The sequence below is a fragment of the Faecalibacterium sp. Marseille-Q4164 genome, from assembly GCF_017377545.1.
Classification (GTDB): Bacteria; Bacillota; Clostridia; order Oscillospirales; family Ruminococcaceae; genus Faecalibacterium; species Faecalibacterium duncaniae.
Genome location: NZ_JAFREJ010000003.1, coordinates 190522 through 216400, shown reverse-complemented (window position 1 = coordinate 216400; position 25879 = coordinate 190522). Strand labels below are relative to the sequence as shown.

Annotated in this window: 21 protein-coding genes and 2 tRNA genes; 17 read left to right on the top strand and 6 right to left on the bottom strand. The window is 58.5% G+C overall.

Annotated features, from left to right (window positions below; genetic code table 11):
- Positions 1 to 91: 91 nt before the first annotated feature.
- The 4 genes from J3352_RS06040 (at position 92) to recG (ending at position 3506) form a co-directional block, all read left to right on the top strand.
- Positions 92 to 167: transfer RNA gene (locus tag J3352_RS06040), tRNA-Gly, on the top strand.
- A 29-nt stretch (positions 168 to 196) separates the two neighbouring features.
- Positions 197 to 271: transfer RNA gene (locus J3352_RS06035), tRNA-Cys, on the top strand.
- A gap of 104 nt (positions 272 to 375) precedes the next feature.
- Positions 376 to 1380 carry a PDDEXK nuclease domain-containing protein gene (locus J3352_RS06030; protein ID WP_347562986.1) on the top strand — a complete coding sequence of 335 codons (1005 nt, stop codon included), beginning with the start codon at positions 376 to 378 and terminating at the stop codon, positions 1378 to 1380.
- Positions 1381 to 1445: 65 nt separating this feature from the next.
- Positions 1446 to 3506, top strand: a complete 2061-nt coding sequence (recG, locus tag J3352_RS06025) for an ATP-dependent DNA helicase RecG (RefSeq protein WP_156065974.1) — start codon at positions 1446 to 1448, stop codon at positions 3504 to 3506.
- Between the two features lie 85 nt (positions 3507 to 3591).
- Here recG and J3352_RS06020 read toward each other — a convergent pair whose 3' ends face one another.
- The 3 genes from J3352_RS06020 to J3352_RS06010 all read right to left on the bottom strand — a co-directional run bounded on the left by J3352_RS06020 (position 3592) and on the right by J3352_RS06010 (position 6142).
- Positions 3592 to 4128 carry a TetR/AcrR family transcriptional regulator gene (locus tag J3352_RS06020; protein ID WP_097770970.1) on the bottom strand — a complete coding sequence of 179 codons (537 nt, stop codon included), beginning with the start codon at positions 4126 to 4128 and terminating at the stop codon, positions 3592 to 3594.
- An 88-nt stretch (positions 4129 to 4216) separates the two neighbouring features.
- A complete protein-coding gene (locus J3352_RS06015; protein WP_005933106.1) occupies positions 4217 to 4726 on the bottom strand; it encodes a transcription repressor NadR in 510 nt (169 codons plus the stop codon).
- A 57-nt stretch (positions 4727 to 4783) separates the two neighbouring features.
- Positions 4784 to 6142 carry an alpha-amylase family glycosyl hydrolase gene (locus J3352_RS06010; RefSeq protein WP_197036490.1) on the bottom strand — a complete coding sequence of 453 codons (1359 nt, stop codon included), beginning with the start codon at positions 6140 to 6142 and terminating at the stop codon, positions 4784 to 4786.
- A 196-nt stretch (positions 6143 to 6338) separates the two neighbouring features.
- Between J3352_RS06010 and glgB the strand changes: the two genes are divergently transcribed.
- The 5 genes from glgB to J3352_RS05985 all read left to right on the top strand — a co-directional run bounded on the left by glgB (position 6339) and on the right by J3352_RS05985 (position 14859).
- On the top strand, positions 6339 to 8282 hold the full coding sequence (glgB, locus tag J3352_RS06005) for a 1,4-alpha-glucan branching protein GlgB (protein ID WP_097772533.1): 1944 nt from the start codon (positions 6339 to 6341) through the stop codon (positions 8280 to 8282).
- Between the two features lie 140 nt (positions 8283 to 8422).
- Positions 8423 to 10345 carry a hypothetical protein gene (locus J3352_RS06000; RefSeq protein ID WP_005933100.1) on the top strand — a complete coding sequence of 641 codons (1923 nt, stop codon included), beginning with the start codon at positions 8423 to 8425 and terminating at the stop codon, positions 10343 to 10345.
- Between the two features lie 17 nt (positions 10346 to 10362).
- Entirely contained in the window at positions 10363 to 11343 is a 981-nt protein-coding gene (gene tig / locus J3352_RS05995) for a trigger factor (protein ID WP_005933098.1), read from the top strand.
- A 4-nt stretch (positions 11344 to 11347) separates the two neighbouring features.
- Positions 11348 to 12592 carry a ferredoxin family protein gene (locus J3352_RS05990; protein WP_098922909.1) on the top strand — a complete coding sequence of 415 codons (1245 nt, stop codon included), beginning with the start codon at positions 11348 to 11350 and terminating at the stop codon, positions 12590 to 12592.
- A gap of 233 nt (positions 12593 to 12825) precedes the next feature.
- Positions 12826 to 14859: an ABC transporter substrate-binding protein gene (locus tag J3352_RS05985; RefSeq protein ID WP_156065978.1), complete on the top strand. Its 2034-nt coding sequence runs from the start codon at positions 12826 to 12828 to the stop codon at positions 14857 to 14859.
- Positions 14860 to 14952: 93 nt separating this feature from the next.
- On the opposite strand, the gene J3352_RS05980 is transcribed toward J3352_RS05985, so the two are convergent.
- A complete protein-coding gene (locus J3352_RS05980) occupies positions 14953 to 15255 on the bottom strand; it encodes a Dabb family protein (RefSeq protein ID WP_097770964.1) in 303 nt (100 codons plus the stop codon).
- 70 nt (positions 15256 to 15325) lie between these two features.
- Complete coding sequence (locus tag J3352_RS05975; RefSeq protein ID WP_097772539.1) at positions 15326 to 15622, bottom strand: hypothetical protein; 297 nt, start codon at positions 15620 to 15622, stop codon at positions 15326 to 15328.
- 1110 nt (positions 15623 to 16732) lie between these two features.
- Between J3352_RS05975 and J3352_RS05970 the strand changes: the two genes are divergently transcribed.
- The 8 genes from J3352_RS05970 (at position 16733) to pepT (ending at position 24178) form a co-directional block, all read left to right on the top strand.
- Positions 16733 to 17416 carry a F0F1 ATP synthase subunit A gene (locus tag J3352_RS05970; protein WP_005933086.1) on the top strand — a complete coding sequence of 228 codons (684 nt, stop codon included), beginning with the start codon at positions 16733 to 16735 and terminating at the stop codon, positions 17414 to 17416.
- Positions 17417 to 17453: 37 nt separating this feature from the next.
- Entirely contained in the window at positions 17454 to 17678 is a 225-nt protein-coding gene (atpE, locus tag J3352_RS05965) for an ATP synthase F0 subunit C (RefSeq protein ID WP_005933085.1), read from the top strand.
- A 17-nt stretch (positions 17679 to 17695) separates the two neighbouring features.
- Positions 17696 to 18187 carry a F0F1 ATP synthase subunit B gene (atpF, locus tag J3352_RS05960; protein WP_156065980.1) on the top strand — a complete coding sequence of 164 codons (492 nt, stop codon included), beginning with the start codon at positions 17696 to 17698 and terminating at the stop codon, positions 18185 to 18187.
- Positions 18177 to 19931 (top strand): F0F1 ATP synthase subunit alpha, encoded by a 1755-nt coding sequence (atpA, locus tag J3352_RS05955; protein WP_005933083.1) that lies wholly within the window; start codon positions 18177 to 18179, stop codon positions 19929 to 19931. Before atpF ends, atpA begins: the two co-directional genes overlap by 11 nt.
- Positions 19918 to 20796 (top strand): ATP synthase F1 subunit gamma, encoded by an 879-nt coding sequence (gene atpG, locus J3352_RS05950; RefSeq protein ID WP_156061955.1) that lies wholly within the window; start codon positions 19918 to 19920, stop codon positions 20794 to 20796. Before atpA ends, atpG begins: the two co-directional genes overlap by 14 nt.
- A 185-nt stretch (positions 20797 to 20981) precedes the next feature.
- Positions 20982 to 22394: a F0F1 ATP synthase subunit beta gene (gene atpD / locus J3352_RS05945; RefSeq protein ID WP_005933079.1), complete on the top strand. Its 1413-nt coding sequence runs from the start codon at positions 20982 to 20984 to the stop codon at positions 22392 to 22394.
- On the top strand, positions 22394 to 22801 hold the full coding sequence (gene atpC / locus J3352_RS05940) for an ATP synthase F1 subunit epsilon (protein ID WP_097770960.1): 408 nt from the start codon (positions 22394 to 22396) through the stop codon (positions 22799 to 22801). Before atpD ends, atpC begins: the two co-directional genes overlap by 1 nt.
- 159 nt (positions 22802 to 22960) lie before the next feature.
- Positions 22961 to 24178 carry a peptidase T gene (pepT, locus tag J3352_RS05935; RefSeq protein ID WP_005933076.1) on the top strand — a complete coding sequence of 406 codons (1218 nt, stop codon included), beginning with the start codon at positions 22961 to 22963 and terminating at the stop codon, positions 24176 to 24178.
- A gap of 78 nt (positions 24179 to 24256) precedes the next feature.
- Here pepT and J3352_RS05930 read toward each other — a convergent pair whose 3' ends face one another.
- On the bottom strand, positions 24257 to 25630 hold the full coding sequence (locus tag J3352_RS05930; protein ID WP_242699895.1) for a TrkH family potassium uptake protein: 1374 nt from the start codon (positions 25628 to 25630) through the stop codon (positions 24257 to 24259).
- Positions 25631 to 25879: the final 249 nt, after the last annotated feature.

Sequence of the window (25879 nt, the reverse complement as noted above, 5' to 3'; positions counted from 1 at the left end):
TTAGAGCACCAGCCTGTCACGCTGGGGGTCGTCGGTTCGAGCCCGATCCGGGTCGTCTTTCCCTGTGGTGCAAGGGTAAATGCACCAATATGCGGCCGTAGCTCATCTGGTAGAGCGCCACCTTGCCAAGGTGGAGGTAGCGAGTTCGAGCCTCGTCGGCCGCTCCAAATGGAGTGGAAATATTCACTCCAAATATGGTGACGTGGCCAAGTGGTAAGGCAAGGGTCTGCAAAACCCTCATCCACCAGTTCAAATCTGGTCGTCACCTCCAAAAGTTCCCGGAAGCTGCGGCTTCCGGGATTTTTTGTTTTACTTTTCTTTTCCCCGTTCCCGTGTTACAATGAGGATACTATTTTTGCGAAGGGGGCCGGCAAAGTGCTCTTGAATTCCAGCGAATATCTGAATACTGTCGAATCCATCAAGCAGGAAATTCGTGCGGCACAGTATCGCGCATCGGTCAGTATCAACCGGGAGCTTCTGCTTCTCTACCATACGATTGGCAATACGATCAATGAACACAAGACCTGGGGCAGCAAATTCATTGAAAGCCTTTCTTCCGATATCAAACTGGCTTTTCCGGACGCTTCCGGTTATTCCGTTCGCAACTTGAAGTATATGGCAAAATTTGCACTTGCTTACCCTGACGAGGAATTTGTGCAACAGCCTGTTGCACAAATTCCGTGGGGACACAATACCGTTCTCCTGGATAAGCTTTCCTCACCAGAAGAACGCCTATGGTACGCTGAAAAAGTTATTGAAAACGGTTGGTCTCGGAATGTTTTGATTCATCAGATCGAGGGTGGATTATATCAACGTCAGGCCATTGCATCAAAAATCACAAATTTTGAAGCTCGTCTGCCCGCCTCGCAAAGTGAGCTTGCCTTGCAAACGATGAAAGACCCCTATCTCTTTGATTTTATCCCTTTGAAGGAAAATATGCTTGAGCGGGATATCGAGCAGGCTCTTGTCAAAGATGTCACCAAGCTTTTGCTGGAGCTGGGCACTGGCTTTGCTTTTCTGGGCAACCAGTATCATCTGAATGTCGGCGGTGATGATTTTTATATCGACCTGCTGTTTTATAATCTGAGCCTGCGCTGTTATGTTGTGATCGAATTGAAAACAGGCGAATTCAAACCAGAGTATGCCGGACAGCTTAATTTTTACCTTTCTGCGGTAGATGGATTACTGAAAAAAGAACAGGATTCCCCTTCCATCGGCCTTCTGCTCTGCAAAAGCAAGAACGATCTGGTTGCAGAGTACTCCCTTAAAGATATGAGTAAACCCATCGGAGTCAGCGCATACCGTATCACAAGCTGCCTGCCGGAAGAATTTGAAAAGCAGCTGCCTTCTGTTGAGGATCTTCAAAAGCGAATTTTGTAAGGCAGATTTTTCCCCGTTCCTGTGTTACAATGGGGATACTATTTTTGCGGAAAGGAGGGCCTGCCATGCCCGCTGAACATCACACCACCCTGACCCCGGACACGCCGGTGCGCTACCTCAAGGGCGTGGGGCCCAAGACCGCCGAGCGGTTCGAGAAGCTGGGCATCGTGACACTGGCCGATCTGCTCTGCCACTATCCCCGGCGGTACATCGATTTTTCCCGTCCCTACTCCATTGCCGAGGCCCCGCCAGACACCGAGTGCGTGGTGAAGGCCGAGGTGTTCGCCAAACCTGCTGGGCGCATCCTGCCGGGCGGGCGGCGGATGGAGCGCATCACCGCCGGGGATGATGTTTCCAGCCTGGAGATCACCTGGTTCAACAATCCCTATGCCACCCAGAAGCTGGAGCTGGGGCAGGAATACTATTTTGAGGGCATCGTGACCGGCGGGATGCTTCGCCGTCAGATGGTCAACCCGCAGGTGCGCACAGCGGCACAGATCACCGCCGCTCCCTTCGAGGCCGTTTACCCCCAGACCGAGGGGCTTTCCAGCACTGTGATCGCAAAATGCATCCGGCAGCTGCTCCCCCATGCGGAACTCCTGCCCGACCCGCTGCCAGAGGAGATGCTGAAAAAATACCGCCTGCTCTCCAAGGCCGATGCCGTGCGGGCCATCCACTGCCCTGCCACGGAAGAGGAGGCTTTTGCAGCCCGGCGGCGGCTCATCTACGAGGAGCTGCTGGTGCTCCAGTTGGGCATTGGACGAATGAAGAACCGGGGCAGCGCCTCCACCGGTGCACCCATGCAGCGGCTCGACCCGGCCCCCTTCTGGGCATCGCTCCCCTTCTCCCCCACCGGTGCCCAGCGCCGGGCCGTAGACGAAATTCTGACCGATCTGTCCGGCAGCACCTCCATGAACCGCCTTTTGCAGGGCGATGTGGGCAGCGGCAAGACGCTGGTTGCCGCCGCCGCCATCTGGGCCTGCATCCGCAGCGGATACCAGGCGGCCCTGCTGGCCCCCACCGAGATCCTTGCCGCCCAGCACGCAGAGAATCTGAACCGGATGCTGGCCCCCTTCGGGATGCGTGTGGCCCTGCTGACCGGCGGCATGAAGGCCGCCGCCCGCCGCACCACGCTGGCTGCCATCCGCAGTGACGAAGCCGACCTTGTGGTGGGCACCCACGCCATCCTGAGCGAGGGCGTGGAGTTTGCCCGGCTGGGTCTGGCTGTGGTGGACGAGCAGCATCGCTTCGGCGTTCGCCAGCGCGGAATGCTGGCCGAAAAGGCTGCGAACCCCCATCTGCTGGTGATGAGCGCCACGCCCATTCCACGCACACTGGGCCTGCTGATCTACGGTGATCTGGACATCTCTATCCTTGATGAGCTGCCCCCGGGCCGCAAGCCCGTCAAGACCCGGTGTATCACCGGAAAAAAGCGGCGGGATCTCTACGGCTTTCTTGACCGGGAGATCGGAGCCGGACGGCAGGTATATATCGTCTGTCCCGCCATCGAGGACACGCCGGACGGCGGGCTGAACGCCGTAAAGAGTTACTACGAGGACATTGCCAAAGCCCTTCTCCCCGACCGCCGGGTCGGCCTGATGCACGGTAAGCTCAAGCCAAAGGAAAAAGCCGCTGTAATGGACGATTTCAAAGCCGGCCGGCTGGATGCCCTGGTATCCACCACCGTCATCGAGGTGGGCGTGGATGTACCCAACGCCACCGTCATGGTCATCGAAAATGCCGAGCGCTACGGCCTGAGTGCCCTGCACCAGCTGCGGGGCCGCGTGGGCCGGGGTGCCGCCGAGAGCTGGTGCTTCCTTGTCAGCGACAACACCGCCGAGAGCGTCCAGAAGCGGCTCAAGTTCCTCTGCTCCACCTCGGACGGCTTTGCCGTGGCGCAGTTCGACCTTGAGACCCGCGGCCCCGGCGACTTTTTCGGCAGCCGCCAGCACGGCCTGCCCACCCTGCAAATTGCCGACCTGATGAACGACACCCGCACCCTTCACGCCGCTCAGGCCGAGGCCGCCGCTCTGCTGGCCGCAGACCCCCTGCTGGAAGCGACGGAGCACAGCCTGCTCGCCGCGCAGGTCGAACAGATGTTCACAAAGGCCGGAGCCATGAATTGAAACAATAAAAAGAACCGGTTTCCATGTATTTTAAATGAGAAAGGCTCCTGCTTTCGCAGGAGCCTTTCTCATGATTACGATTCCGTCATCGGTTCAGGCTCTGCGCCGCCTTGGCGATCACAGCCAGCAGATCGACCAGATGTTCCACGTCCATCTGGCCGCTGTTGTTGGCAAAGGCATAGAAGCAGCCCTGCACACAGAAGGAAAGCAGGATGCCCCGGTCGGGGTCCGCTGCAAAGGTGGGGTCTTTGGCCGCCAGACGGTCTCGCAGACCCTTTTCAATGCAGTTGGCAAAGATCCCCTGCCTTGCCCCGGAGAAAAGGATGTTCACCGCCTCCTGGTTCTGAACAAAGGCATGGAACAGTTCACGGGTCAGCTGCTCTGTGTGTGCAGCGGTAAGCCCCACATTGGGCACGCTGTCCAGAATGACATGGATGAGCTTGTTCTCCAACCGGCTGGACAGCTCATAGATATCCTCATAGTGGGCATAAAAGGTGGATTTGTTCACCTTGGCCAGTGTGCACAGGTCTTTGATCCTGATTTTCTCCAGCGGCTGGCGGGCACGCAGCTCCATGAATGCCTTTTCGATGGCGCGGTCAGTCTTTTCAATGCGGATGTCCAAAATAATCAACCACTTTCATTGTTTCGTTGGATATCCAACGCTTTTCGTTTTTCGGGGATAGACAGTTTGTTCGAGTTTTCTTACAATATCAATAGAGAATCCCTTTCTCTCTCAATGCAGCTTCGATCCTCTGGAATGTTTCTTCATCCGGGCAGCGGAGGGTGTGCAGGTGCACGCCGCCGGTCATCCGGCTGAGCAGGCACTCCGGGGTATTGGCTGCCTGGGTGATAAAGGTGTCCACATCGTATCGGCTGGCAAGGTTCAGGTTGCCCCGCAGTTCGCCGTAAAGCGGGTTTTCCACCGCCACATCGACCACCACGCCTCCCTGATCCACCACCGTGTAAAGCTCGGTGCGCATCTCATCGGCAGTCCTGTGCACACAGGCAAGGATGCCGGTGTAGCCGCCGGGGGTCGGGTGGAACTGATACCCGCGCGGGGTGGCCTCAATTTCGGCCCCGCCTGCCCGCAGAAGGGCCACGTCCCCCACCACGATCTGGCGGCTGACCCCCAGCTTTGCGGCCAGTGCACTGGCACTGATGGGTGCGCTGGCCCCATGGAGCTGTTGCAAGATCTTTTCCCGGCGCTGTGCTGCGTTCATTGTTGTTCCCCCTGTCAGCATTTTTCCCTATTATAATAGTGCATGACAGGTGTCCTGTCAATCCAGACGCAGGACAGTGGCGTAATTGGAGGGCAGCTGGACCTTCATCCGGCCAGATGCAAGGCTGACCATCACATTCTCAGCGCCCACGGTATCGGCCAGCAGGTCCGTTGCAGCGTTGGCCTCCACCGGCAGCTGGAATTCCATCTCCGCCGGGCCGTCGCCGTTGTTGAATACGGCCACGAGGGCTTTTCCATCCAGCACCCGGGCAAAGGCATAGCACTGGGTGGTCAGCTGGAGCTCCTTCACCTCGCCCCAGCTCAGGGCCGGGTATTCGGCCTTCAGCCTGCCCAATGCGGCGTACACACTGGTGACGGGGTTGGTGGTCATGTCATCCCGGAATTTGTCCAGCTCCAGGCAGGGGCGCAGTGGCCAGTCACTGCCCCACTCCTTTTTGCCCTCGATGCCAAATTCGGAGCCGTAGTAGATGGACGGAATGCCCCAAAGCGTGTATACTAGAATTGCAATGTGCCGGATGTGCGCCTTGTTCCGCAGTTTATTGGGCAGGCGCTCCACATCGTGGTTGTCCGAGAAGGTATAAAGCCGGGTGTCGTGGCAGAGCCCCTGCAGACGGCGCATGGTGTGTGCGATCTCAAAATAGTTGTGGTCGTTGTGGCCGCTCCACAGGCCCTTGTGCAGCTCATAGTTGGTAACGGAATGGAGCATTTCAGGGTTGGCCCAGCGGCTGTAATCGCCGTGGATGACCTCGCCCATCAGCCAGAACTCAGGCTTGACCTCGTTGGCAAGGCGGCGCAGACCCTTCATAAAGTCGAAGTCCAGCACATCTGCTGCATCCAGCCGGATGCCGTCAATGTCGAATGCATCGACCCAGAAGCGGATGGTATCATAATGGTAGTTCTGCACCTCGGGGTTGCGCTGGTTCAGCTTGACCAGCAGGTTGAAGCCGCCCCAGTTGCCATAAGAAAAACCGTCGTTGTACTCGTTGTTGCCCCAGAAGTTCACATCGCAGAACCAGTCCTTATAACGGGCGTTCTCGCGGTTGGCCTGCAGGTCTTTGAAGGCAAAGAAATCCCGGCCCACATGGTTGAACACACCGTCCACAATGACCTTCTGGCCCCGGGCGTGGCAGTTGGCCACGAACTCCCTGAACTCCTCGTTGGTGCCCAGGCGGCGGTCCACCCGGCGGTAATCGATGGTATCATAGCCGTGGGAGCCGCTCTCGAACAGCGGGCCGATATAAATGGCCGTGCAGCCCAGGTCTTTGGAGGCGTGCTCGGCCCAGGCGTTCAGCTTTGCGAACGCGCCCGGTGTGGGCTGGCCATCGTTTTCGTGCGCACAGCCGCACAGGCCCAGCGGATAAATGTGATAAAAAACTGCGGTATCATACCATGCCATAGTTACTCTCTCCCATATCATTTCTTCTGCCGCCCAGCAGCGGTAGGCTCAGTATACCACAAACTCCGCCAATTGTGTGGATGTTTGATAAATTCTCTACATAGTCTCCGTTAAAATCAGCAAGTGTGACGATTTTGATTAAAAATTATTGGTAAATATGACCGGGTGTATCCCGTTGAGAAAAGGAGAAATCTGCATGAATTTTCCCACCATCGACCGCTCGTTCTTTGCGGGCGAATGCTTTGATGCCTACCGTGTGCTGGGCGCGCACCCCTGCCGGGATGACTTTGGGCAGGAGGGCTGGCGGTTTGCCGTGTGGGCCCCGGGGGCCGTGGCTGTGGAGATCTGCGGCGGCTTTGACGGCTGGGGGCCGGGCGTTCCCATGCAGAAGGCCGACACCGGCGTGTGGAGCGGCTTTGTGCTCGGCCTTGCCGAGGGAGAGCTGTACAAATACCGCATCCACGGCAAGGATGGCAGCACCGTGATGCGGGCTGACCCCTATGCCTTTTCCACTGAGCTGCGGCCCGGCACGGCCAGCAGGCTGGCCCGGATGGACTTTGCCTTTGACGATTCCAGCTGGATGGAGCGGCGGGACAAGTACCGCAACCTGCCCCTGAACATCTACGAGCTCCATGCAGGCAGCTGGAAGCACAAGCCCAACGCCACCCGCGAGGACGGCTCAGACGGCTGGTACAATTACCGGGAGCTGGCCCGGGAGCTGATCCCCTGGCTGCTGGATCACCGCTTCACCCATGTGGAGCTGCTGCCGCTGGCAGAGCATCCCTTTGACGGCAGCTGGGGCTACCAGACCACCGGTTACTTCTCTGTCACCAGCCGCTACGGCGACCCTGCCGACTTTGCAGCCTTTGTCAACGCCTGCCACCGGATGGGCATTGGTGTCATCATGGACTTTGTGCCCGTCCACTTTGCCGCCAATGGCGACGCGCTCGCCAACTTTGACGGCACCCACCTCTACGAGTACGACAGTGATGTGGGCCACAGCGAGTGGGGCACCTGCAACTTCAACTATTACCGCCGGGAGGTGTGCAGCTTCCTGAACAGCGCCGCTGCCCTCTGGATGGATGTCTACCACTGCGATGGCATCCGGATGGACGCCATCTCCCGCGCTCTTTATTGGCAGGGCGACCCCAACCGCGGCGTGAACGAGGGCGCTGTTACCTTCCTGCGGAACCTGAACCACGGCCTGAACGAGCGCTGGCCCACCGGCATCTACACCGCCGAGGACTCCACCAACTTCCTCAAGGTCACCGCCCCCACCCGCTACGACGGCATCGGTTTCGATTATAAGTGGGACATGGGCTGGATGCACGACACGCTGGATTATTTTGCCACGCCCTTTGGTGAGCGGCCCGATGCCTACCACAAGCTGACCTTCAGTATGCAGTATTTCTACAATGAGCTGTATCTGCTGGCACTCAGCCACGACGAGGTGGTGCACGGCAAAAAGACCATCATTGATAAGCTGTGGGGCACCTACGAGGAAAAATGTGCCCAGCTGCGCACCCTTTACTTCTACATGTACACCCACCCGGGCAAAAAGCTGAACTTTATGGGCAATGAGCTGGGGCATTTCCGGGAGTGGGATGAGAAAAAGGAGCTGGACTGGGGCCTGATGAAGTATCCCTTCCACGACAGCTTCCAGAAATATTTTGCCGAGCTGGGCCGCCTGTATGCCACCGAACCCGCCCTCTACGATGGCGAATACAACCCGAACTGCTTTGAGTGGATCGCCTGCGAGAGCCGGGACGAAGGCGTGTACGCCTGGCTGCGGAAAGGCGCGGGCCAGACCATCCTCTGTGTGATGAACACCCAGAATACCGTCCACAAAAAGTTCCCGCTCTACTTCCAGTACCCCTGCGCCGCCGATGAGCTGCTGAACAGCGAGGCTGCCTGCTGGAACGGCGCGGACCGCAGCCGCACCAGACACCTGCACACCACCGATGGCGGCGTGTACGGCCGGGACTACACCCTGAGCGTGGATCTGCCCGCCATGGGCAGCCGGATGTACCGCATCACGCCGGAGGCTCCCCACCCGGAAGCCGCACAGGCCTCTGCCCGCAAGGCCGCCGCCCAGAAGCGCAAGGCCACCATCGCGGCAAAGCAGAATTCCAAAAAGTAATATCGCATTCAAAATATCCCGTCTGCTGAAATGCAGGCGGGATATTTTATCTTCCGGGGGCCTGCCCTCTTGCCTGTGCCGCCCGGAATCATTATACTGTAAGCTGTAATATTGTGGTTCAAAACCGAGGAGCATGTACAATGTCAACGATACTTTCTGAAAAGAAGACCCTTTCACCCTGGGCAAAGGGCGGCATCGGGCTGGGTGCTGGAGCACTCCTGCTGGTGCTGGTGGGTCTGCTGTTCCCCACCGCGGCGGCGTTCTTCCCGCTGGTGAGCCTGTGGTGCAGCTGTGTGCTGTTCTACGGCGCGCTGTGGGTGCTGCACACTGCCGGTGTGGAGCTGGACTTCTTCCACCGCGCAGCCATCATCGCCTTCTGGGCCGGAGCTGTGCTCTACTTCTATTGGGCGCTGGGGCGGCGGCAGTTCATCTACGCCTGGGATTATGTGAACTACATTCAGAAGCAGTTCAATACCGAAGCGGCTTTTGCGCTGGGTCCGGTGGCCGGTTTTAAGTATATCATAAGCACATTTTCTGAAGACTACACCAATTTCATCACCTTGTTCACTGAGTTCCCGTTCTGCCTCACCGCAAAAACGGGTGACAGCTACGCTTTTGCGCAGGTTTTCTGTGTGCTCCCCAGCCTTATGCTGATGCTGGCTGGTCTCACGATCAAAATCGGGCAGATTCTGGAGGTCAAGAATAAGTTCTGGTATTTTATCATCGGCTTTTCCTGGGTGCTGACCTATCCGTTCCTGCGAATGAGCGCTATGCTGGCACAGCCGGACTGGTTCGGTCTGATCTTCGCTTTTGCCATTCTGCTCCTCACATTGGACTACCGTTTTGAAAAGCTGGAGCCGGGGCGGTTCGTGCTCATCTTCCTGGCAACGGCCGCGATTATCCTGAGCCGCCGCTGGTACTTATATTTTGTGGTGGGCTATTACTTTTCCTATGCGCTTCTGCTCTTTGTAAGCAGTGCAAAGCTCGCAAAACAGGGCCAAAAGGGCCTTGCCCTGCGCCGAGTACGCAACCTCATCCTGTTTGGTGTCTGCGCCATGGCAGCAATGGTGGTCCTGCTCTGGCCCATGGTCAGCAAGATCCTGGCTTTTAACTACTCCGACCGCTATTCGTACTATAATGTCGGCGGCATTGCGGTAGAGCTCTATTATCATGCCATGCGCACCGGCCTGCTGAACCTTATTTTGATCCTGTTTGGTTTGTGGCTCTGCGTCAAGCGGAAAAAGCCCAGCCTGCCTGTGTTGGCGCTGTGTGAGCTGATGCTCAGTATGCTCTTATTTACCCGAGTGCAGAATTCCGGCTCCCATCAGATGCTGCTGTACGTGCCCGCCTATGTCATTCTGTTTCTCTGCGGTGCGGCGGGTCTGGCAGAGAGTATCGAGCATTTCAAAATACCAAAGCTTTGTTTCTGGGTCTTTACACTGTTGTTCGCCGTGTCGGTGCGGTGCTCCCCGCTCACTGTCATGGCCTTGCCAGAGTTCGTTATCCATGCGTTCCACCCGGCAGACCTTGCTGAGTATCAGCGGCTGGACGAGCTGACCTATGACCGCAAGGACAAACCGCAGATCCAGGCCATGGCACAATGGCTGGTTGAACATCTGGGGGAGGGCGAGGTCGCCTATATGATCCCGGATGACATGCTCTACAATCCCGGCCACCTGCGGAACTGTGACCTGCCCAACCATGCACTGGACGGCAAGTTGCCGGACAGCTTCTCGGTGCCGGGCACCCACTATTTCCCCACCGGTTTCTTTGATGCCAGATATGTGGTAACTGCAGACCCGTTCCCCCTCTCACTGGCTCCGGACACGGAACTGGGCCACCGGTTCAACGCCGTTTTTCTTCAGCTGAGAGAGACTACCCACCAGCAAGTTGCGACCTTCGATATGGGCAACGGCACGGTGTTCACGATCTGGGAACGCACCACTCCCGTGACACGTGAGGAAGTGGAGACCTATCTCCATGAATTTGATGCTGAAAACGCCAAATACCCAGAAATGTTTTCCTCTGTTGTGGAAAACTGGCTGGCTGTTCATGGTTTATAAAAGGAGAGTAAAACGATATGTCCAACAACGCAAAAAATCTACCAGAAGTAAAATTAGGCCAGTACAAGGGGCTGGCTGTCACCCGCCATGTGCGGCCGCTTTCCGAAAAGACCATTGACCAGGAGATGGTCCACCAGACCCGGATGCGCTCCGTCTACCACAACTCCACCGCCCCCGCCAAGCGCGGCAGCCGGGTTCTGCTGGATTTTGTCGGCTTCATGGACGGGGAGGAGATCCCCGACAGCCGGATGGAAAAGGTGATGGTGGTTCTGGGGGACGGCAAGCTGATGCCTGCCGCCGAAGATGCCATCTACGGCCACACCGCTGGCGAGACCTTCCGCTTTGATTTCACTTACCCGGAGCAGTTCCGGGTGGAGGAGCTCTCCGGCAAGACCGCGCAGTTTGAGATCAAGCTGCACTCCGTGGCCGAAAAGACCACCCCGGAGCTGAACGAGGAATTTGCCCGGGCACAGGGCTATGCAGACCTTGCCGCCATGCGCGAGGCCGTGCGGGCCAAAAAGCGGAAGATCCACGAAGATGCCGCCGACCGCGCCGCCGGGCAGGAACTGCTGGCAAAGGCCGGTGCCAACCTGACCGTGGACCTGCCCGAAGCCATGCTGGACCGCACCGCCGACAATGAGATGCGGATGCTGGAGCAGCGGCTCTCCCGCAGCAACATCACCCTGGAAAAGCACTGCAAGAACAGCCACACCACCGCTGCCGCCCTGCGGGCAGGCTACCGTGACGCTGCCGAGCGGAACCTGCGCTCCATGCTGGCCTCCCGCTCCATTGCCGAGGCCGAGAACATCACCGTGAGCACGCTGGAGGTCAACAACGAGTACCGCCGCCTGTCCCAGCTGCAGGACACCCCGGAGGCCGACATCCGCCGGGTGCTGAGCCCGGACACCCTTGCCGCCGCACTGGTTGCACAGAAAGTCCAGCGCTTCCTGCTGGACAACGCCGACATCACCACGGTGATGGACCCTGAAAAGGAGTGATCCTATGAGTATCTTTACGCGCTACGCCATGGATGCGCTGATGAAGACCACCCACCCCGAAGTGAACCGCAAGCAGTGCTGGAACCTGCACCCCCACCGCACCCCCTGCACAGCCTGCAAGGATATCTGCCCCTATGGTGATGAGATCTTCACCCGCCCCAACCTCGTCAAGGACTGGGATCCCTGCACCGACTGCGGCCTGTGTGTTTCAGCCTGCCGGTCGGGCTGCATTGCCCCCTCGCCGGAGCAGGTGCAGCGGGATATCTCCCCTGCCGACAGCGATGGTGACACCATCTGGATCGGCTGCGAAAAATCCACCCGGAAAAACACCGTGGTGCGCACCTGCGTCTCGGCCTATTCGTGGGAAGCGCTGGCCTACCTTGCCCTGAACAAGAAGATCGTCCTCGACCTGACCCCCTGCGGCGAGTGCGAGAACGATGTCTGTGCCGAGCATCTGCGTGCCGTTCTGACCCGGCTGGTGGAGTTCTTCGGCCAGCCCCTGTTCGAGGCCCGATTCACGCTGGCATACGAGCTGGACGATGCCCCCTTCCACGTCAAGGAGTACTCCCGCCGTGAGATGATGGAGCAGGTGACCTCCGGCTCCAAAAAGGGCACCAAGCAGCTGCTGCGGATGCTGCCCGGCCTGCGCAGCGAGGACGAGAGCAGCCAGGATTTCCGGCTGCTGCTCCACCAGTACACCAAGCAGCTCAAGGCGGTGTCCGAAACGCCCCTGCGCTATGGCTACCACCTGCCCAACTTCACCCAGAAGTGCTTTGCCTGCGGCCGGTGTGAGAAGAGCTGCCGCAGCGGTGCCATCAAGTTTGAGGACCTGCCCGACGGCCAGACCCGCGCGGTGATCACGCCGTGGAAGTGCAGCGAGTGCGGGGTCTGCGTTGCCGCCTGCTCCAACGGCGGTCTGGACGGCCTGAAGCTGCGCCAGCTGACCAGCCTTGGCCCCGTCAGTGTCTACAAGTGCACCAAGACCCTCTGCAAAGAATGCGGCAAGCCCATTGCGCCCAACTGTGCGGACGGCATCTGTTCTGTCTGCCGCATCAAGCTGCGCACCAAAAAACGGCAGGAGGAGGCTGTGGCCCGCGCCAAGGAGCGTCAGGCCGAGCGCGAGGCCAAAAAGGCCGCAGAAGCGGCTGCAAAAGAGCTGGCTGCCGAGATGCAGCCCTCTCAGCCAGCGCAAAGCGCCGCTGCCCCTGAAGCAGGAGCCGCTCCCGCCCCGACCGAAAGCACCTGCTGATCGCTGGACCTCTCCGGCGCTTCGCATGGACGGAGAGGTTTTTATTGACGCAGCTCCAAAAAAATGCTATAATTCTTCTTAACCACCCAGCTGTGGTCGGGAGGACAAGTTACAAAGGCGTAACGGATGTGTTTCCGTTACGTCTTTTTTGCTTCCCGCTGCCGGGAAACAGCGGGCCTGTCGGCTTTGGGCGGCAACCAGACTTCAACACGAAGAAAAGAGGGAATTTCATTATGAAACAGTCTATTTCTCGTCGTCAGTTCCTCAAGGCAAGCGGCCTGGCAGCCGCAGGTGCCTGCGCCGCCGGTCTGCTGTCCAGCTGCGGCGGTAAGAGCGGCGGCAGCTCCTCCGGTTCTGCTTCCGGTGCGGATACCAGCAAGTACACCGTGCTTTATTCCAGCCAGCCTGCAACCCTGAACTACCTGACCACCGCCACCGACCTGGAAATGGTCGTGGGTGCAAACTGCGTGGACACCCTGGTCGAGTACGACAACAAGGGCGTGATGCGCGAGGGCCTGGCCACCAAGTGGGAGTGGGATGCCGACACCCTGACCTGGACCTTCACCCTGCGCGAGGAGAACTGGGTGGACAACAACGGCGAAGTCGTTGCCCCCGTGACCGCACAGGACTTTGTGGATGCCCTGCAGTATGTGCTGACCCCGGATTACGCTTCCTCCAACGTGGGCCTGGTCACCGCCTACATTGCCGGTGCGAATGATTACTACAACTATCACGTCTACCTGACCAATGCTGAAAACGGCACTGTGGACGATGACGGCACCACCTATGTCACCGATGGCAGCGGCAACGTGACCGTGACCGCAGCAGACGGCACCGCTTCCACCTACGCCCCCGTGGACTTTGATTCCGTGGGCGTGACCGCTGTGGATGACCACACCCTGACCTACACCCTGACTTACGATTTCCCCGGCTTCCTGAGCCTGCTGTGCTACCTGCCCTATGAGCCCGCCTACGGCCCCCTGCTGAGCGAGATGGGCGACCAGTATGCCACCAGCGCCGAGACCCTGTACAGCTGCGGTGCTTTCTACCTGTCTGATTACGAGTCTCTGGAAACCTGGATCATGAAGAAGAACCCCGAGAACTATGATGCGGACAATGTCTTTATCGACACCATCAGCCGCATTTACAACGCCGAGGCTGCCGTGAACGGCCCCGAGATGATCAAGCGCGGCGAGATCGACGAAGCCACCATCGGCTCTGACATTCTGGACAGCTGGCTGGCTGACGATACCACCAAGGACATGGTCTCCATGGATCGTCCCAACACCAACTACACCTACTTCTACATGTTCAACTTCATGCCTTTTGCACACGAGTTCTCCAACTGGAACGTTGAGGGCGTGGATGCAGAATACGAACCCGAGAACTGGGCCAAGGCCATCAACAACACCAACTTCCGCAAGGCCTTCCTGTACGGCATCAACAACGCCGTTACGCTGGCTGTCAGCGCACCTCTGGGCTACGACAGCTACAAGCTGAACACCATCACTCCCCCGAACTTCTGCGCCACCACCGATGGCGTGGACTACACCCAGTGCGGCGGCCTGGCCGACCTGACCGAGTTCTTTGACGAGGCCAAGGCCAAGGAGTACCGTGATGCTGCCATTGAGGAGCTGACTGCACAGGGGGTCACCTTCCCCATCAAGGTGCAGCTGCCCTACAACCCCTCCTCCACCGACTGGGACAAGCAGTGCCAGGTGCTCAAGCAGCAGCTGGAGGGTGTGCTGAACGACGGCACCGACTTCATCGACATCATCATCACCGCCGGCCCCTCCGACAGCTTCCTGTCTGCTGTGCGCCGCAACGGCAAGTTCGAGTTCCTGCTCTGCAACTGGGGCGCTGACTACTCCGACCCCGAGACCGAGACCGACCCGTTCTATCAGGCCGAGGATTCCCGCGGAATGCGCTATGCTTACCTGCGCACCGGCGTGGAGGACGGCTTCATCACCGGCGAGACCGCAGATGCTGTTATGGCCTACATGAACGCCATCGAGGCTGCAAAGCAGATCACCGATGACATCGATGCCCGCTACAAGGCCTTTGCCGATGCCGAGACTCTGCTCATCACCAACGCACTGGTCATTCCGCGCGGCATGAGCGTGCCCGCCTATCTGGCGACCCGCCTGAACTACTGGGAGGGCCAGTACGCTTCCACCGGCTTCTCCAATAAGCGCCTGAAGGGCATCCACGTCCTCGACCACTATGTCTCCATGGACGAGTACGAAGCAAACCGTGACGCTCGCTAAGCGTTCCATCTGCTCATAACACAAAATACACCCCCTCTGCATGGCAGTTTCTGAAGCTGCACCGCAGAGGGGGTGTTCTTTTTGCACATTCAGTTACACTTCAAAGTCCAGGCAGACACGGGTCTTGGTGTAGGGGCGCACCTTGCCATCGGCCACAGCCACGTGGGCGGGGTGGGTGGAGTAGCCCTTGAGGGCAGCGGCATCGGTAAAGGTGGTGTCCAGCATCAGATCTGCGTTGGAAGAGGGCAGGCCGTTGATGTTCACATGCACCTCCACAAGGCCCGGGATCTGCCCTGCCAGGCCCTCCAGCCCGGTTTTGATGTTCGCCTTGATCTCTGCCTTTTCGGCGGCAGAAAGCTCGTCCTTGAGCTGCCAGAGAATGATATGCTTGACCATAAAAAATACCTCCTGCGTTTTCTCCATTGTAGCAGAGAAATGCAGGAGGTGCAATGCTTTTTGAAACGGTTCAGTCGTCTTCCCGGCCTTTTTTCCAAGCGTGGTACATCAGCAGGAACACGGTGTCCGCAGCAATGCCGATAGAGAGCAGGCGGCTGCCGCCAATGGAAGTGTGGGGCAAAAACGGCGAAGCGGCAAACACAACGGCATTAAAGAAATAGAACACACCGAACTTTTTCTCCCACATAGCCCGCTCTTCGTCATCGCTGAACTTCATCTGGTGCTTTTTGGAAAAACTGCGAAAGCCCATTACCAGCATGGCAGCGGCAGCAAACAGGTTCAGCAAAAGGGATGTGTCAAATTTCATGCGGGGGTACCTCCGTAAAAACTCCATAAACAAAAACCAGCCGGATCGAGGCGTTTGCAAGCCCTCGTCCGGCTGGATACTTACTTCTTCGGAGTCATAAGCCTCTTCTCCTTGGGTTCTCTCATTTTCGGAGTATGCGTTTCATAGGGTGACTCTCCTTAGAAACTACCTGAAACTGAAGAGTTTTATGCAAGGGGATGAACTACTCTAGTACATTGGACTGACCCTTCTCTTAACTGTTAGACTGCGGTACCGAGATTCTGAAGATGAATTTCATATTACCACATTCTTTCGAGTTAGATTTGCCAGGGATTCCATTGCTTAGTACATTGGAGTTACTCCTTTTTGGTCATTCAAACAGGTGCATCCGTGTAACTGTCCTCATCATGGGAGATCACCTCGGGCGGATCTATTTGAATTGCCAGGGGATTTATTCTGACAGACTGTACTGTTTTCGCATTTTTGATGCTCAAGACCGGCTCTTTGATTTGTTTTGTTATACGGGGGAAACATCCCGTTTGTGGAGAGCCTCTGTTTTGCTTCTCAGCGAATCCCGACAGTCTGTCCGAACTGTGCGGGTTCCATATCAACCATCGGTCTCGCTCCTTTCTGCTTAAAGTCAGCGGGGTTAGCTCTCATTTGAGCTTCTGCTGTACTTCTCTGGTTTCTGGCTTTATTATACAGGAAGATGCACAGTTTGTCTATTCGCAGAGTGCACAACAAATTAGACACACTTTTGCATCAAAAGTCCAAATTTCTGGGATACATGAATTTCGTCTTTCCGGTGCACTGCTCCAGCATGTTAAATAGGTATCATCACAGAGCATGCAGCTATATAAATCTGATATGCCCGCTATAAAATCTGTGAATAATATGTCGATTTCACCTCATCCAAAGGCCAGAAAATGGTACAGATGGCTAAGAATCAGCAAAGAGATTGTGCAAATCGCATAGTTTTCCCCCTGTACTTTTTGCAATCTGCACAACTGTTTTCATCCAAAGCAGAAATGGAATATAACAAAAAGTAGAATGTTAGGTGGAGGGCTGTAAAACCGACAGAAATCGTGCTATGATACCATCACAAATTAAGAAAGGAGAGAGTGCTAATCAATGAATGCGTTGACTGCTGCTTTGAAAGAAGAGCTGAATGTTGACATGGTCACGGTGTTCGGGCTTTCCATTCCGGAGTCCGTGGTCGTGAGCTGGGGCATTATGGCGTTTCTTGTCATCGGCTCCATCCTGCTGACGCGGAATCTGCGGGTGGATCACATCACCAAGCGGCAGGCCATCCTGGAAACGGTCGTTACTACGATCAATGATTTCTTTGTGGGCCTGCTGGGCGAAAGTGGAAAGCGCTATGTCCCCTATCTGATGAGCGTGGCGCTGTACATCGGCTGCTCCAACCTGATCGGTGTGTTCGGCATCAAGCCCCCCACAAAGGACCTGAACGTCACAGCGGCTCTTGCTCTGATGAGCATCTGCCTGATCGAGTATGCCGGCATCCATGCACGCGGCGGCGTTGGCTTCCTCAAGAGCCTGGCTGCCCCCACCCCCATCATGGCCCCCATGAATGTGCTGGAGGTGGCCATCCGGCCCACCAGCCTGTGCATGCGACTGTTCGGCAACGTGCTGGGCGCTTTTGTCATTATGGAGCTGATCAAGCTGGTGGTGCCTGTGTTCGTGCCTGCCATCTTCAGCTTGTATTTTGACCTGTTCGATGGTCTGATCCAGACCTACGTCTTTGTGTTCCTTACCTCTTTGTTTATGAAGGAGACCATGGGAGACGAAGAGTAAACCCTTTCCATCATCAAATCAAAAGGAGATTAAAATTATGAACGGACTTATCGCTCTGGGCGCTGGCATTGCAGCGCTGACTGGTATTGGCGGCGGCATTGGCATCGGCATTGCAACCGGCAAGGCAACCGAGGCTATTTCCCGCCAGCCCGAGGCTTCCGGCAAGATCCAGACCAACCTGCTGCTGGGTGCTGCTCTGGCCGAAGGTACTGCAATTTTCGGTTTCGTCGTTGCACTGCTGATCATCCTGTTCCTGGGTTGATAACGGAGGCATGACGAATGCTGACACTGAATCTGAATCTTCTGTATACAGTCGTCAACGTTCTGATTCTGTTTTTGCTGCTGCGGAAATTCCTGTACAAGCCTGTTATGGGGATCATCGCACAGCGTCAGAAACAGGTGGATGACGCACTGAACGCCGCCGAGACCTCCAAAAAGGAGGCCGCTGCGGCCATGAACGCTGCGCAGGACAAGCTGCGCAATGTGGACACCGAGGCCGCTGCCCGCCGCGAGACTTACGAGCAGCAGGCCGAAACTGCAAAGCAGCAGCTGCTGGCCGAGGCCCAGAAACAGGCCGAGGCCATTGTAGCCGAGGGCAAGGCCGCTGCTGAGGCAGAGCGCCAGCACAAGCTGCGCGAAGCCGACGCACAGACCACCGCACTGGCCCGCGCCATGTGCGAGAAGCTGCTGAGCCGGAACCTGACCGAGCAGGACGATTCCCGTTTGCTGGACGATCTGCTGGAGAAAGCAGGTGCTGAGCATGGCAACTGAGTTCAGCCGCGAATTCTTCTCTGAGAACCGCATCGTCAAGGCCGACCTGCGCGCCGCACATCAGCTCCGTGAAGAGGACATTGCCCGTATCAAGGCCGAGGTCAAGAAGCTCTATGATGCCACTGAGGTCATCCTGAATGTCTCGGTGGACGAGAGCCTGCTCTCCGGCTATGTGCTGCAGGTGGGCGACCGGGTATTCGACAACTCCGGCCGCCACCAGCTGGACCAGATGATGGCTGGCAAGCCCTCTCTGGCCACCCTCAAGACCCGCATCGAGGATTACAAGCCTGCCCAGACCTCTGCCGAGGGCGGCGTGGTCATCTCCTCTGCCGATGGCATCGTGCAGGTGGAGGGCATGGACAAGGCCGTTTATGGTGAGATCGTCACCTTTGAGAACGGTGCCAAGGGCATGGTCGAAAGCGTGGACCCGGGCAAGCTGGGCATCATGCTGTTCGACGGTGCCGAGACCGTGGGCGTGGGCACTCTGGTGACCCGCAGCGGCAAGCGCGCCGGCATCCCTGTGGGTGATGGTTTCCTGGGCCGCGTCATCGACCCGCTGGGCGAGCCCATTGACGGCAAGGGCCCGGTGAACGCCGAAGGCTACAACCCCATCGAGAAGCAGGCCCCCGGCATTCTGGAGCGCCAGAGCGTGGATACCCCGCTTCACACCGGCATCCTGGCCATCGACTCCATGTTCCCCATCGGCCGCGGCCAGCGTGAGCTGATCATCGGCGACCGCCAGACCGGCAAGACCTCCATTGCCACCGATGCCATCCTGAACCAGAAGGACACCGGCGTGCTCTGCATCTATGTTGCCATCGGCCAGAAGGCTTCCTCCATCGCCCGCGTGGCCGAGGACCTCAAGAAGCACGGTGCCATGAGCTACACCACCATCGTGGCCGCCACGGCTTCCGATTCCGCTCCCCTGCAGTACATCGCACCCTATGCAGGCACTGCACTGGCTGAGTATTTCATGTCCAAGGGCAAGAGCGTCCTGATCGTCTACGACGACCTTTCCAAGCATGCGGTGGCCTACCGTGCCATCTCCCTGCTGCTCCGCCGCTCTCCCGGCCGTGAGGCTTACCCCGGCGACGTGTTCTATCTGCATTCCCGTCTGCTGGAGCGCTCCTGCCGGATGCGCGACGATCTGGGCGGCGGTTCCATCACTGCCCTGCCCATCGTCGAGACCCAGGCGGGCGATGTCTCTGCTTACATCCCCACCAACGTCATCTCCATCACCGATGGTCAGATCTTCCTGGAAAGCGCCCTGTTCAACGCAGGCAACCGCCCCGCCGTCAACGTTGGCCTGTCGGTCTCCCGTGTGGGCGGCGCTGCCCAGACCAAGGCCATGAAGAAGGCCAATTCCAACCTGCGTATCGAGCTGGCCCAGTACAAGGATATGGAGTCCTTTGCCCAGTTCAGCTCTGATCTGGACGCTGAGACCCGCCGCCAGCTGGAACACGGCAAAGCCCTGACCGAGATGCTCAAGCAGCCGCTGTACCAGCCCAAGTCCGATGCCGAGCAGGTGGTCGTGCTGACCCTGGCTTCCCACGGGATGCTGGACGACCTGCCGCTGGCTGACCAGCGCGCAAAGACCAACGCCTTTGTGCGCCAGTTCCACGCCGATGTTTCCGGCACCATGGACGCGATCACGTCCACGGGCAAGATCACCCCGGAACAGGTGGACACCATCCTGACCGCGTGGAAGGCATTCGCGGGAGGGGAGAGCAATGGCATCCAGTAAGCTGCTCAAGGAGCGGATCGAGAGCATTCAGGATACCATGAAGATCACGAATGCCATGTACCTGATCTCCTCCTCCAAGCTCCGCAAGGCCCGGCAGAACTACCAGAATGTTCTGCCCTACTTCACCCGGATGCGGGATACCATCTCCCGCGTGGTGCCCCACCTGCCCGACGAGCCGGAGCACCCCTTCTTCCACGAGCGGGATCTGGAGAACCCCAAGCGGGCCTACATTGTGCTGACCGCCGACAAGGGCATGGCCGGTGCCTACAACCAGAACCTGCTCAAGTTCCTGCGGGAGCACGCCGACCAGAACGACCGGTTCTATGTCATCGGTCAGGTAGGCTACCGTGCCCTGTTCCGCAAGGATCCCCGTCTGGTGGAGGATTTCCATTACGGTGCCACGGCTCCCACCCTGCAGCGCGCCCGTGATATCACGGTGGATGCCATCGATGACTTCAAGTCCGGCAAGCTGGACGAGATCTACATCGTCTACACCAAGATCCAGAACGCGCTGACCAGCGAGCCGGTCATGGAACGCCTGCTGCCGCTGGACCGTGCCCACCTCACGCCTGCTCCCAAGGGTCTGGGCGACCCCCGCGGCGAGGTGGAGATGTTCCCGGATGCCTGGACGGTGTTCGAGCAGACGGCCCCCATCTATATGCACGGCATGATCTTTGGTGCCATGACCGAGAGCTTCTGCGCCGAGCAGAGCGCCCGCATGACCGCCATGGATTCCGCCACCAAGAGCGCCAAGGATATGATCCACGATCTGGAGCTGGAGTACAACCGCTCCCGTCAGGGTTCCATCACCCAGGAGATCACCGAGATCATCGGCGGCGCGGCGGCGGTACAGAATCAAGAATAACATGCTCACCCTCTCAGGCCGCTTCGCGTCCAGCTCTCCCAAAGGGAGAGCCCTTGGCATAAAGATGAAGTTTGCACGGACTGCCAAGGCCTCCCACTTTGGGGGAGGTGGCATCGCGTGAGCGATGACGGAGAGGGTGAGGATGCTGAAGCGTTTGCAAGAAACATAGTATAAGAGGCAATTGTATGATACAGGGAACTATTATTCGAGTAGCGGGCCCCGTGGTGGATGTCAAATTCACCGGGGGCAAGCTGCCTGCCCTGCAGGAAGCGCTGACCGTGACCGCAGAGGGCACTGAGCGCACCATGGAGGTAGCGCAGCACGTCGATGAAACGACGGTGCGCTGCATCATGCTTTCTGCCAGCGAGGGTCTGGGCAAGGGGATGGAAGTTACCGCCACCGGCCACGGCCTGAATGCCCCTGTGGGCGAGGGCACTCTGGGCCGCATGTTCGACCCGCTGGGCCGCCCCATCGACGGCAAGGGCCCGGTGGACGATCTGCCCCACTGGCCCATCCACCGCAAGGCTCCCAGCTTTGCGGAGCAGAAACCTGCAACTGAAATTCTGGAGACCGGCATCAAGGTCATCGACCTGCTGGCTCCCTACGCCAAGGGCGGCAAGATCGGCCTGTTCGGCGGTGCCGGTGTCGGCAAGACCGTGCTGATCCAGGAGCTGATCCACAACGTGGCCACCGAGCACGGCGGCTACTCCATCTTCACCGGTGTCGGCGAGCGCTCCCGTGAGGGCTGTGACCTCTGGGGCGAGATGAACGCTTCCGGCGTTCTGAACAAGACCGCGCTGGTCTTTGGTCAGATGAACGAGCCTCCCGGAGCCCGTATGCGGGTCGCCGAGACCGGCCTGACCATGGCAGAGTACTTCCGTGAGGAGACCCACAAGGACGTGCTGCTGTTCATCGATAACATCTTCCGTTTCGTGCAGGCAGGCAGCGAGGTCTCCGCCCTGATGGGCCGGATGCCCTCCGCCGTGGGCTATCAGCCCACCCTGGCCAATGAGCTGGGTGCCCTGCAGGAGCGCATCACCTCCACCCGCGACGGCTCCATCACCTCGGTGCAGGCCGTCTACGTCCCCGCCGATGACCTGACCGACCCGGCTCCTGCAACCACCTTCGCCCATCTGGACGCAACCACCGTTCTGAGCCGCAAGATCGTGGAGCAGGGCATCTACCCCGCTGTCGATCCGCTGGCTTCCACCTCTCGTATTCTGGAAGCCGACATCGTGGGCGAGGAGCACTACCGTGTGGCCCGCAAGGTGCAGGCCACCCTGCAGCGCTATCAGGAGCTGCAGGACATCATCGCCATCCTGGGCATGGACGAACTGAGCGAAGAGGACAAGCTCACCGTCACCCGTGCCCGCAAGCTGCAGAAGTTCCTCAGCCAGCCCTTTGCGGTGGCCGAGAACTTCACCGGCCTGAAGGGTGTGTACGTCCCGCTGGCAGAGACCGTCAAGGGCTTTGCCGCCATTGTGGACGGCCAGTGCGATGATCTGCCCGAGTGGGCATTCTTCAACGTGGGCACCCTTGCGGATGCCCGCAAGAAGTACGCAGACAAACAGGCGGAGGAAAAGGGCGGTGCCAACTGATGGAAAAGTTCATCCTGAACATCACGGCTTCCAGCGGTGAATTCTATCAGGGCTACTGCGAGAGCCTGACCCTGCCCACCGGCGACGGCGTGTACGGCGTGCAGGCCGGGCACAACCCCGTGCTGGTGGCCCTGCACATGGGCATTGCAAAGTTCACCGTGGACGGTGAGACCCGCGAGGTGCTGGTGGGCGACGGCATTGCAGAAGTGACCCCCACCTTTGTCCTGCTGCTGGTGGACAGCGCCGAGCGGCCCGAGGATATCGACCGCAACCGCGCCGAGGCTGCCCGCATCCGGGCCGAGGAGCGCCTGCAGCACAAGCAGAGCATGCACGAGTACTACCAGAGCAAGATCGCACTGGACCGCGCCATGCAGCGCCTGCAGACGGCCGCCAAATACAAGCGTTAAACGCTCCCCTCAAACAGAACACCGTCAGCCTGACACAACGGGCTGACGGTGTTTTTGTTGTTTTACTGCGCTTCGATCTGCGCTCCCCTGCTGCACCCTCTTGTAAATTGCCGCGGAAAAGCGTATCATAGAATCAAATACAAGCAAAGGAGCATTCTTATGCGTGCATACGAGCGACTGTTGAATTATGTCCGCGTTTACACTACCTCCGACCCCGAGAGCGGCACCCACCCCTCGGCAGAGCGGGAGTTTGACCTGGCCCGCCAGCTGGTGGAAGAGATGAAGGCTCTGGGCATCGAGGATGCCCGGGTAGACGAGCACTGCTATGTCTACGGCAGCATCCCCGCCACCCCCGGCTGTGAGGACAAGCCTGCCCTGGGCCTGATTGCCCACATGGACACCGCCCCCGATGCTTCCGGCGAGGGTGTTTCCCCCATCCTGCACGAGAATTATGACGGCCGCGATGTCACCCTGCCCGCCACCGGCATGGTGATGAAGGTCTCCACCTTCCCCTTCCTGGCCGACCTCAAGGGTGAGACCCTGATCACCACCGACGGCACCACCCTGCTGGGCGCAGACGACAAGGCCGGTGTGGCAGAGATCCTGACCGCCGCCGAGATCCTCCTTGCCGAGGGCCGCCCCCACGGCAAGCTCTGCATCGCCTTCACCCCCGACGAGGAGATCGGCGAGGGCGCTTCCCTCTTCGATATCCCGGGCTTTGGCGCGGATTTCGCCTACACCGTTGATGGCGGTGACGTGGGCGGCATCGAGTATGAGAACTTCAACGCAGCTGCCGCCACCGTGACCATCCACGGCTTCTCGGTGCATCCCGGCTCCGCCAAGGATGCCATGATCAACGCCTCCAATGTGGCCATGGAGTTCCACACTGCCCTGCCCATCATGGCTCGTCCCGAGACCACCGAGGGCCGTCAGGGCTTCTACCACCTCTGCCAGATGTACGGCGACGTGACCAACGCTAAGCTGGGCTACATCCTGCGCGACCACGATGCCGACAAGCTGCAGTACAAGAAGGATAACCTCCTCCACATTGCCGATTACCTCAACGGCAAGTACGGCCCCGGCACCGTGGAGGTGGAGATCAAGGACAGCTACCGCAACATGCTGGAAAAGATCAAGCCCCACTTCCATCTGGTGGAGAACGCCCGCAAGGCCATCGAAAAGGCCGGTCTGACCCCCGAGGAAGTGCCTGTGCGCGGCGGCACCGATGGTGCCACCCTGAGCTGGAAGGGCCTGCCCTGCCCCAACCTGGGCACCGGCGGCTTCAACTTCCATGGCGTGTGCGAATGCACCACCGTAGAACGCATGGACAAGGCAACCGAAATCCTGCTGAATATCGTGGAGATCTACAGCAAATGATTCCGCTCCCCGAACGTTCCCACGCTGACTGCACATAAAAATGGACGGCTCCCGAAAACGAGAGCCGTCCATTTTTTCTTATCCCACGTTGATCTGTCCAACGGGCAGGATCTTGCGCTTGTTGTCATCGGGCTTGCTGGTCAGGCTGATGGCAAAGGACACCGGGCCAACACGGCCCATGAACATCACCAGCATATACAGTAGCTTGGCCCCGGTGTTCAGCTGGCTGGTCACGCCCACCGAAAGGCCCACGGTGCCAAAGGCGGAGCAGGATTCAAAGATCGCGTCAATGACCGTTACAGCATCCGAGGTGTTGTAATAGACCACCACGGCAGAACCCAGCGCTGCCACCATGCCCAGCATGATAATGGTCAGCGCACGGTAAACGGTCTTGGATTCAATGTGGTGGCCGCCGATGACACAATCGTCCCGGCCCTGCGCCACGCTGCGCATGGTCAGGATCAGAACTGCAAAGGTGGTCACCTTCACACCGCCGCCGGTGGAACCGGGAGCCGCGCCGATGAACTGCAGAACGCTCATCAGCAGCTTAGTGATGGGCCCGCAGGCGGCCAGGTCGATGGTGTTCATACCGGCAGTACGGGTTGACACCGATTGGAACAGGGCAGCCATCACCTTGCCCGGCACGGACAACCCGCCCATGCTCTTGGGGTTGTTCCACTCCATCAGGCCGATGAGGACAGCACCGCCCACCCACAGGATGCAGGAGAAGAGCAACACCATCCGGGCATGGAGAGACAGGTGCCGCTTCTTGCGCCACTCGCCGATCTCCACCCAGACCATAAAGCCCAGACCGCCTGCCATGATCAGGAACATGATCACAGCCTGTACATAATAATTACTGACATAGGGAGCCAGCGAGGAATACTGCCCGAACCGGCCAAACAGATCGAAGCCCGCATTGCAGAACGCCGAGATGGCCGTGAATGCGCTGATCCAGATGCCCTCCGCACCAAACTGCGGCACAAAGGCGATCATCAGAAGCACCATACCGATGACCTCAAAGGTCATCGCCAGCTTGACCACGATCTTCAGCACATCGGTAGCCTGCGAGTAACCGCTGGCCGAAACGCTTTCTCCCAGCAGCCGCAGATCCTTAAAGCCCATCCGGCGTTTGGCAGCCAGCGCAAAAAAGCTGGTCAGTGTCACCAGGCCCAGACCGCCCACCTGGATCAGCAGCAAAACCACCGCCTGCCCAAAGGGCGTGAACTGCGTCCAGGTATCCCGCACGACCAGACCTGTCACACAGGTGGCACTGGTGGCAGTGAACATGGCATCCACCACGCCCAGCCGACCGCTGCGGCTGGAAATGGGCAGTGTCAGCAGCAGCGTTCCCAGCGCGATCAGCAGCACAAAGCTGATGCAGATGACCTGCGTTGCACTGCTGCCAAGCAGCCAGCCGCGCCGATGCGGTGCTCTCTTTTTCCGTTTCATCCCCATAAGTTGGCTCCTTTTTGTGCCGGGCCGCCTGTGCTGCACCTGCACTTCATTCTGCACCCATGCCGCGCATGAGTACCTCTCTTATAGGATACACCTTTTTTCTTTCCGATTCAACTTGATTTTGTGGGGAAGTTGCGGTATTATAATATGGTATCCGTCTTCATAGCTCAGCTGGATAGAGCGTTCGCCTCCTAAGAATTCGGTCAACCTGATACCTTGGGTGCAGAAGTGATTGCTCTAATC

What these genes read in the sequence shown, in the direction of transcription:
- recG (WP_156065974.1), top strand. Translation starts at nt 1,446, where the DNA reads ATGCCCGCTGAACATCACACCACCCTGACCCCGGACACGCCGGTGCGC.
- J3352_RS06015 (WP_005933106.1), bottom strand. Translation starts at nt 4,726, where the DNA reads ATGAACGCAGCACAGCGCCGGGAAAAGATCTTGCAACAGCTCCATGGG.
- J3352_RS06010 (WP_197036490.1), bottom strand. Translation starts at nt 6,142, where the DNA reads ATGGCATGGTATGATACCGCAGTTTTTTATCACATTTATCCGCTGGGC.
- glgB (WP_097772533.1), top strand. Translation starts at nt 6,339, where the DNA reads ATGAATTTTCCCACCATCGACCGCTCGTTCTTTGCGGGCGAATGCTTT.
- J3352_RS06000 (WP_005933100.1), top strand. Translation starts at nt 8,423, where the DNA reads ATGTCAACGATACTTTCTGAAAAGAAGACCCTTTCACCCTGGGCAAAG.
- tig (WP_005933098.1), top strand. Translation starts at nt 10,363, where the DNA reads ATGTCCAACAACGCAAAAAATCTACCAGAAGTAAAATTAGGCCAGTAC.
- J3352_RS05990 (WP_098922909.1), top strand. Translation starts at nt 11,348, where the DNA reads ATGAGTATCTTTACGCGCTACGCCATGGATGCGCTGATGAAGACCACC.
- J3352_RS05985 (WP_156065978.1), top strand. Translation starts at nt 12,826, where the DNA reads ATGAAACAGTCTATTTCTCGTCGTCAGTTCCTCAAGGCAAGCGGCCTG.
- J3352_RS05980 (WP_097770964.1), bottom strand. Translation starts at nt 15,255, where the DNA reads ATGGTCAAGCATATCATTCTCTGGCAGCTCAAGGACGAGCTTTCTGCC.
- J3352_RS05975 (WP_097772539.1), bottom strand. Translation starts at nt 15,622, where the DNA reads ATGAAATTTGACACATCCCTTTTGCTGAACCTGTTTGCTGCCGCTGCC.
- J3352_RS05970 (WP_005933086.1), top strand. Translation starts at nt 16,733, where the DNA reads ATGAATGCGTTGACTGCTGCTTTGAAAGAAGAGCTGAATGTTGACATG.
- atpE (WP_005933085.1), top strand. Translation starts at nt 17,454, where the DNA reads ATGAACGGACTTATCGCTCTGGGCGCTGGCATTGCAGCGCTGACTGGT.
- atpF (WP_156065980.1), top strand. Translation starts at nt 17,696, where the DNA reads ATGCTGACACTGAATCTGAATCTTCTGTATACAGTCGTCAACGTTCTG.
- atpA (WP_005933083.1), top strand. Translation starts at nt 18,177, where the DNA reads ATGGCAACTGAGTTCAGCCGCGAATTCTTCTCTGAGAACCGCATCGTC.
- atpG (WP_156061955.1), top strand. Translation starts at nt 19,918, where the DNA reads ATGGCATCCAGTAAGCTGCTCAAGGAGCGGATCGAGAGCATTCAGGAT.
- atpD (WP_005933079.1), top strand. Translation starts at nt 20,982, where the DNA reads ATGATACAGGGAACTATTATTCGAGTAGCGGGCCCCGTGGTGGATGTC.
- atpC (WP_097770960.1), top strand. Translation starts at nt 22,394, where the DNA reads ATGGAAAAGTTCATCCTGAACATCACGGCTTCCAGCGGTGAATTCTAT.
- pepT (WP_005933076.1), top strand. Translation starts at nt 22,961, where the DNA reads ATGCGTGCATACGAGCGACTGTTGAATTATGTCCGCGTTTACACTACC.
- J3352_RS05930 (WP_242699895.1), bottom strand. Translation starts at nt 25,630, where the DNA reads ATGAAACGGAAAAAGAGAGCACCGCATCGGCGCGGCTGGCTGCTTGGC.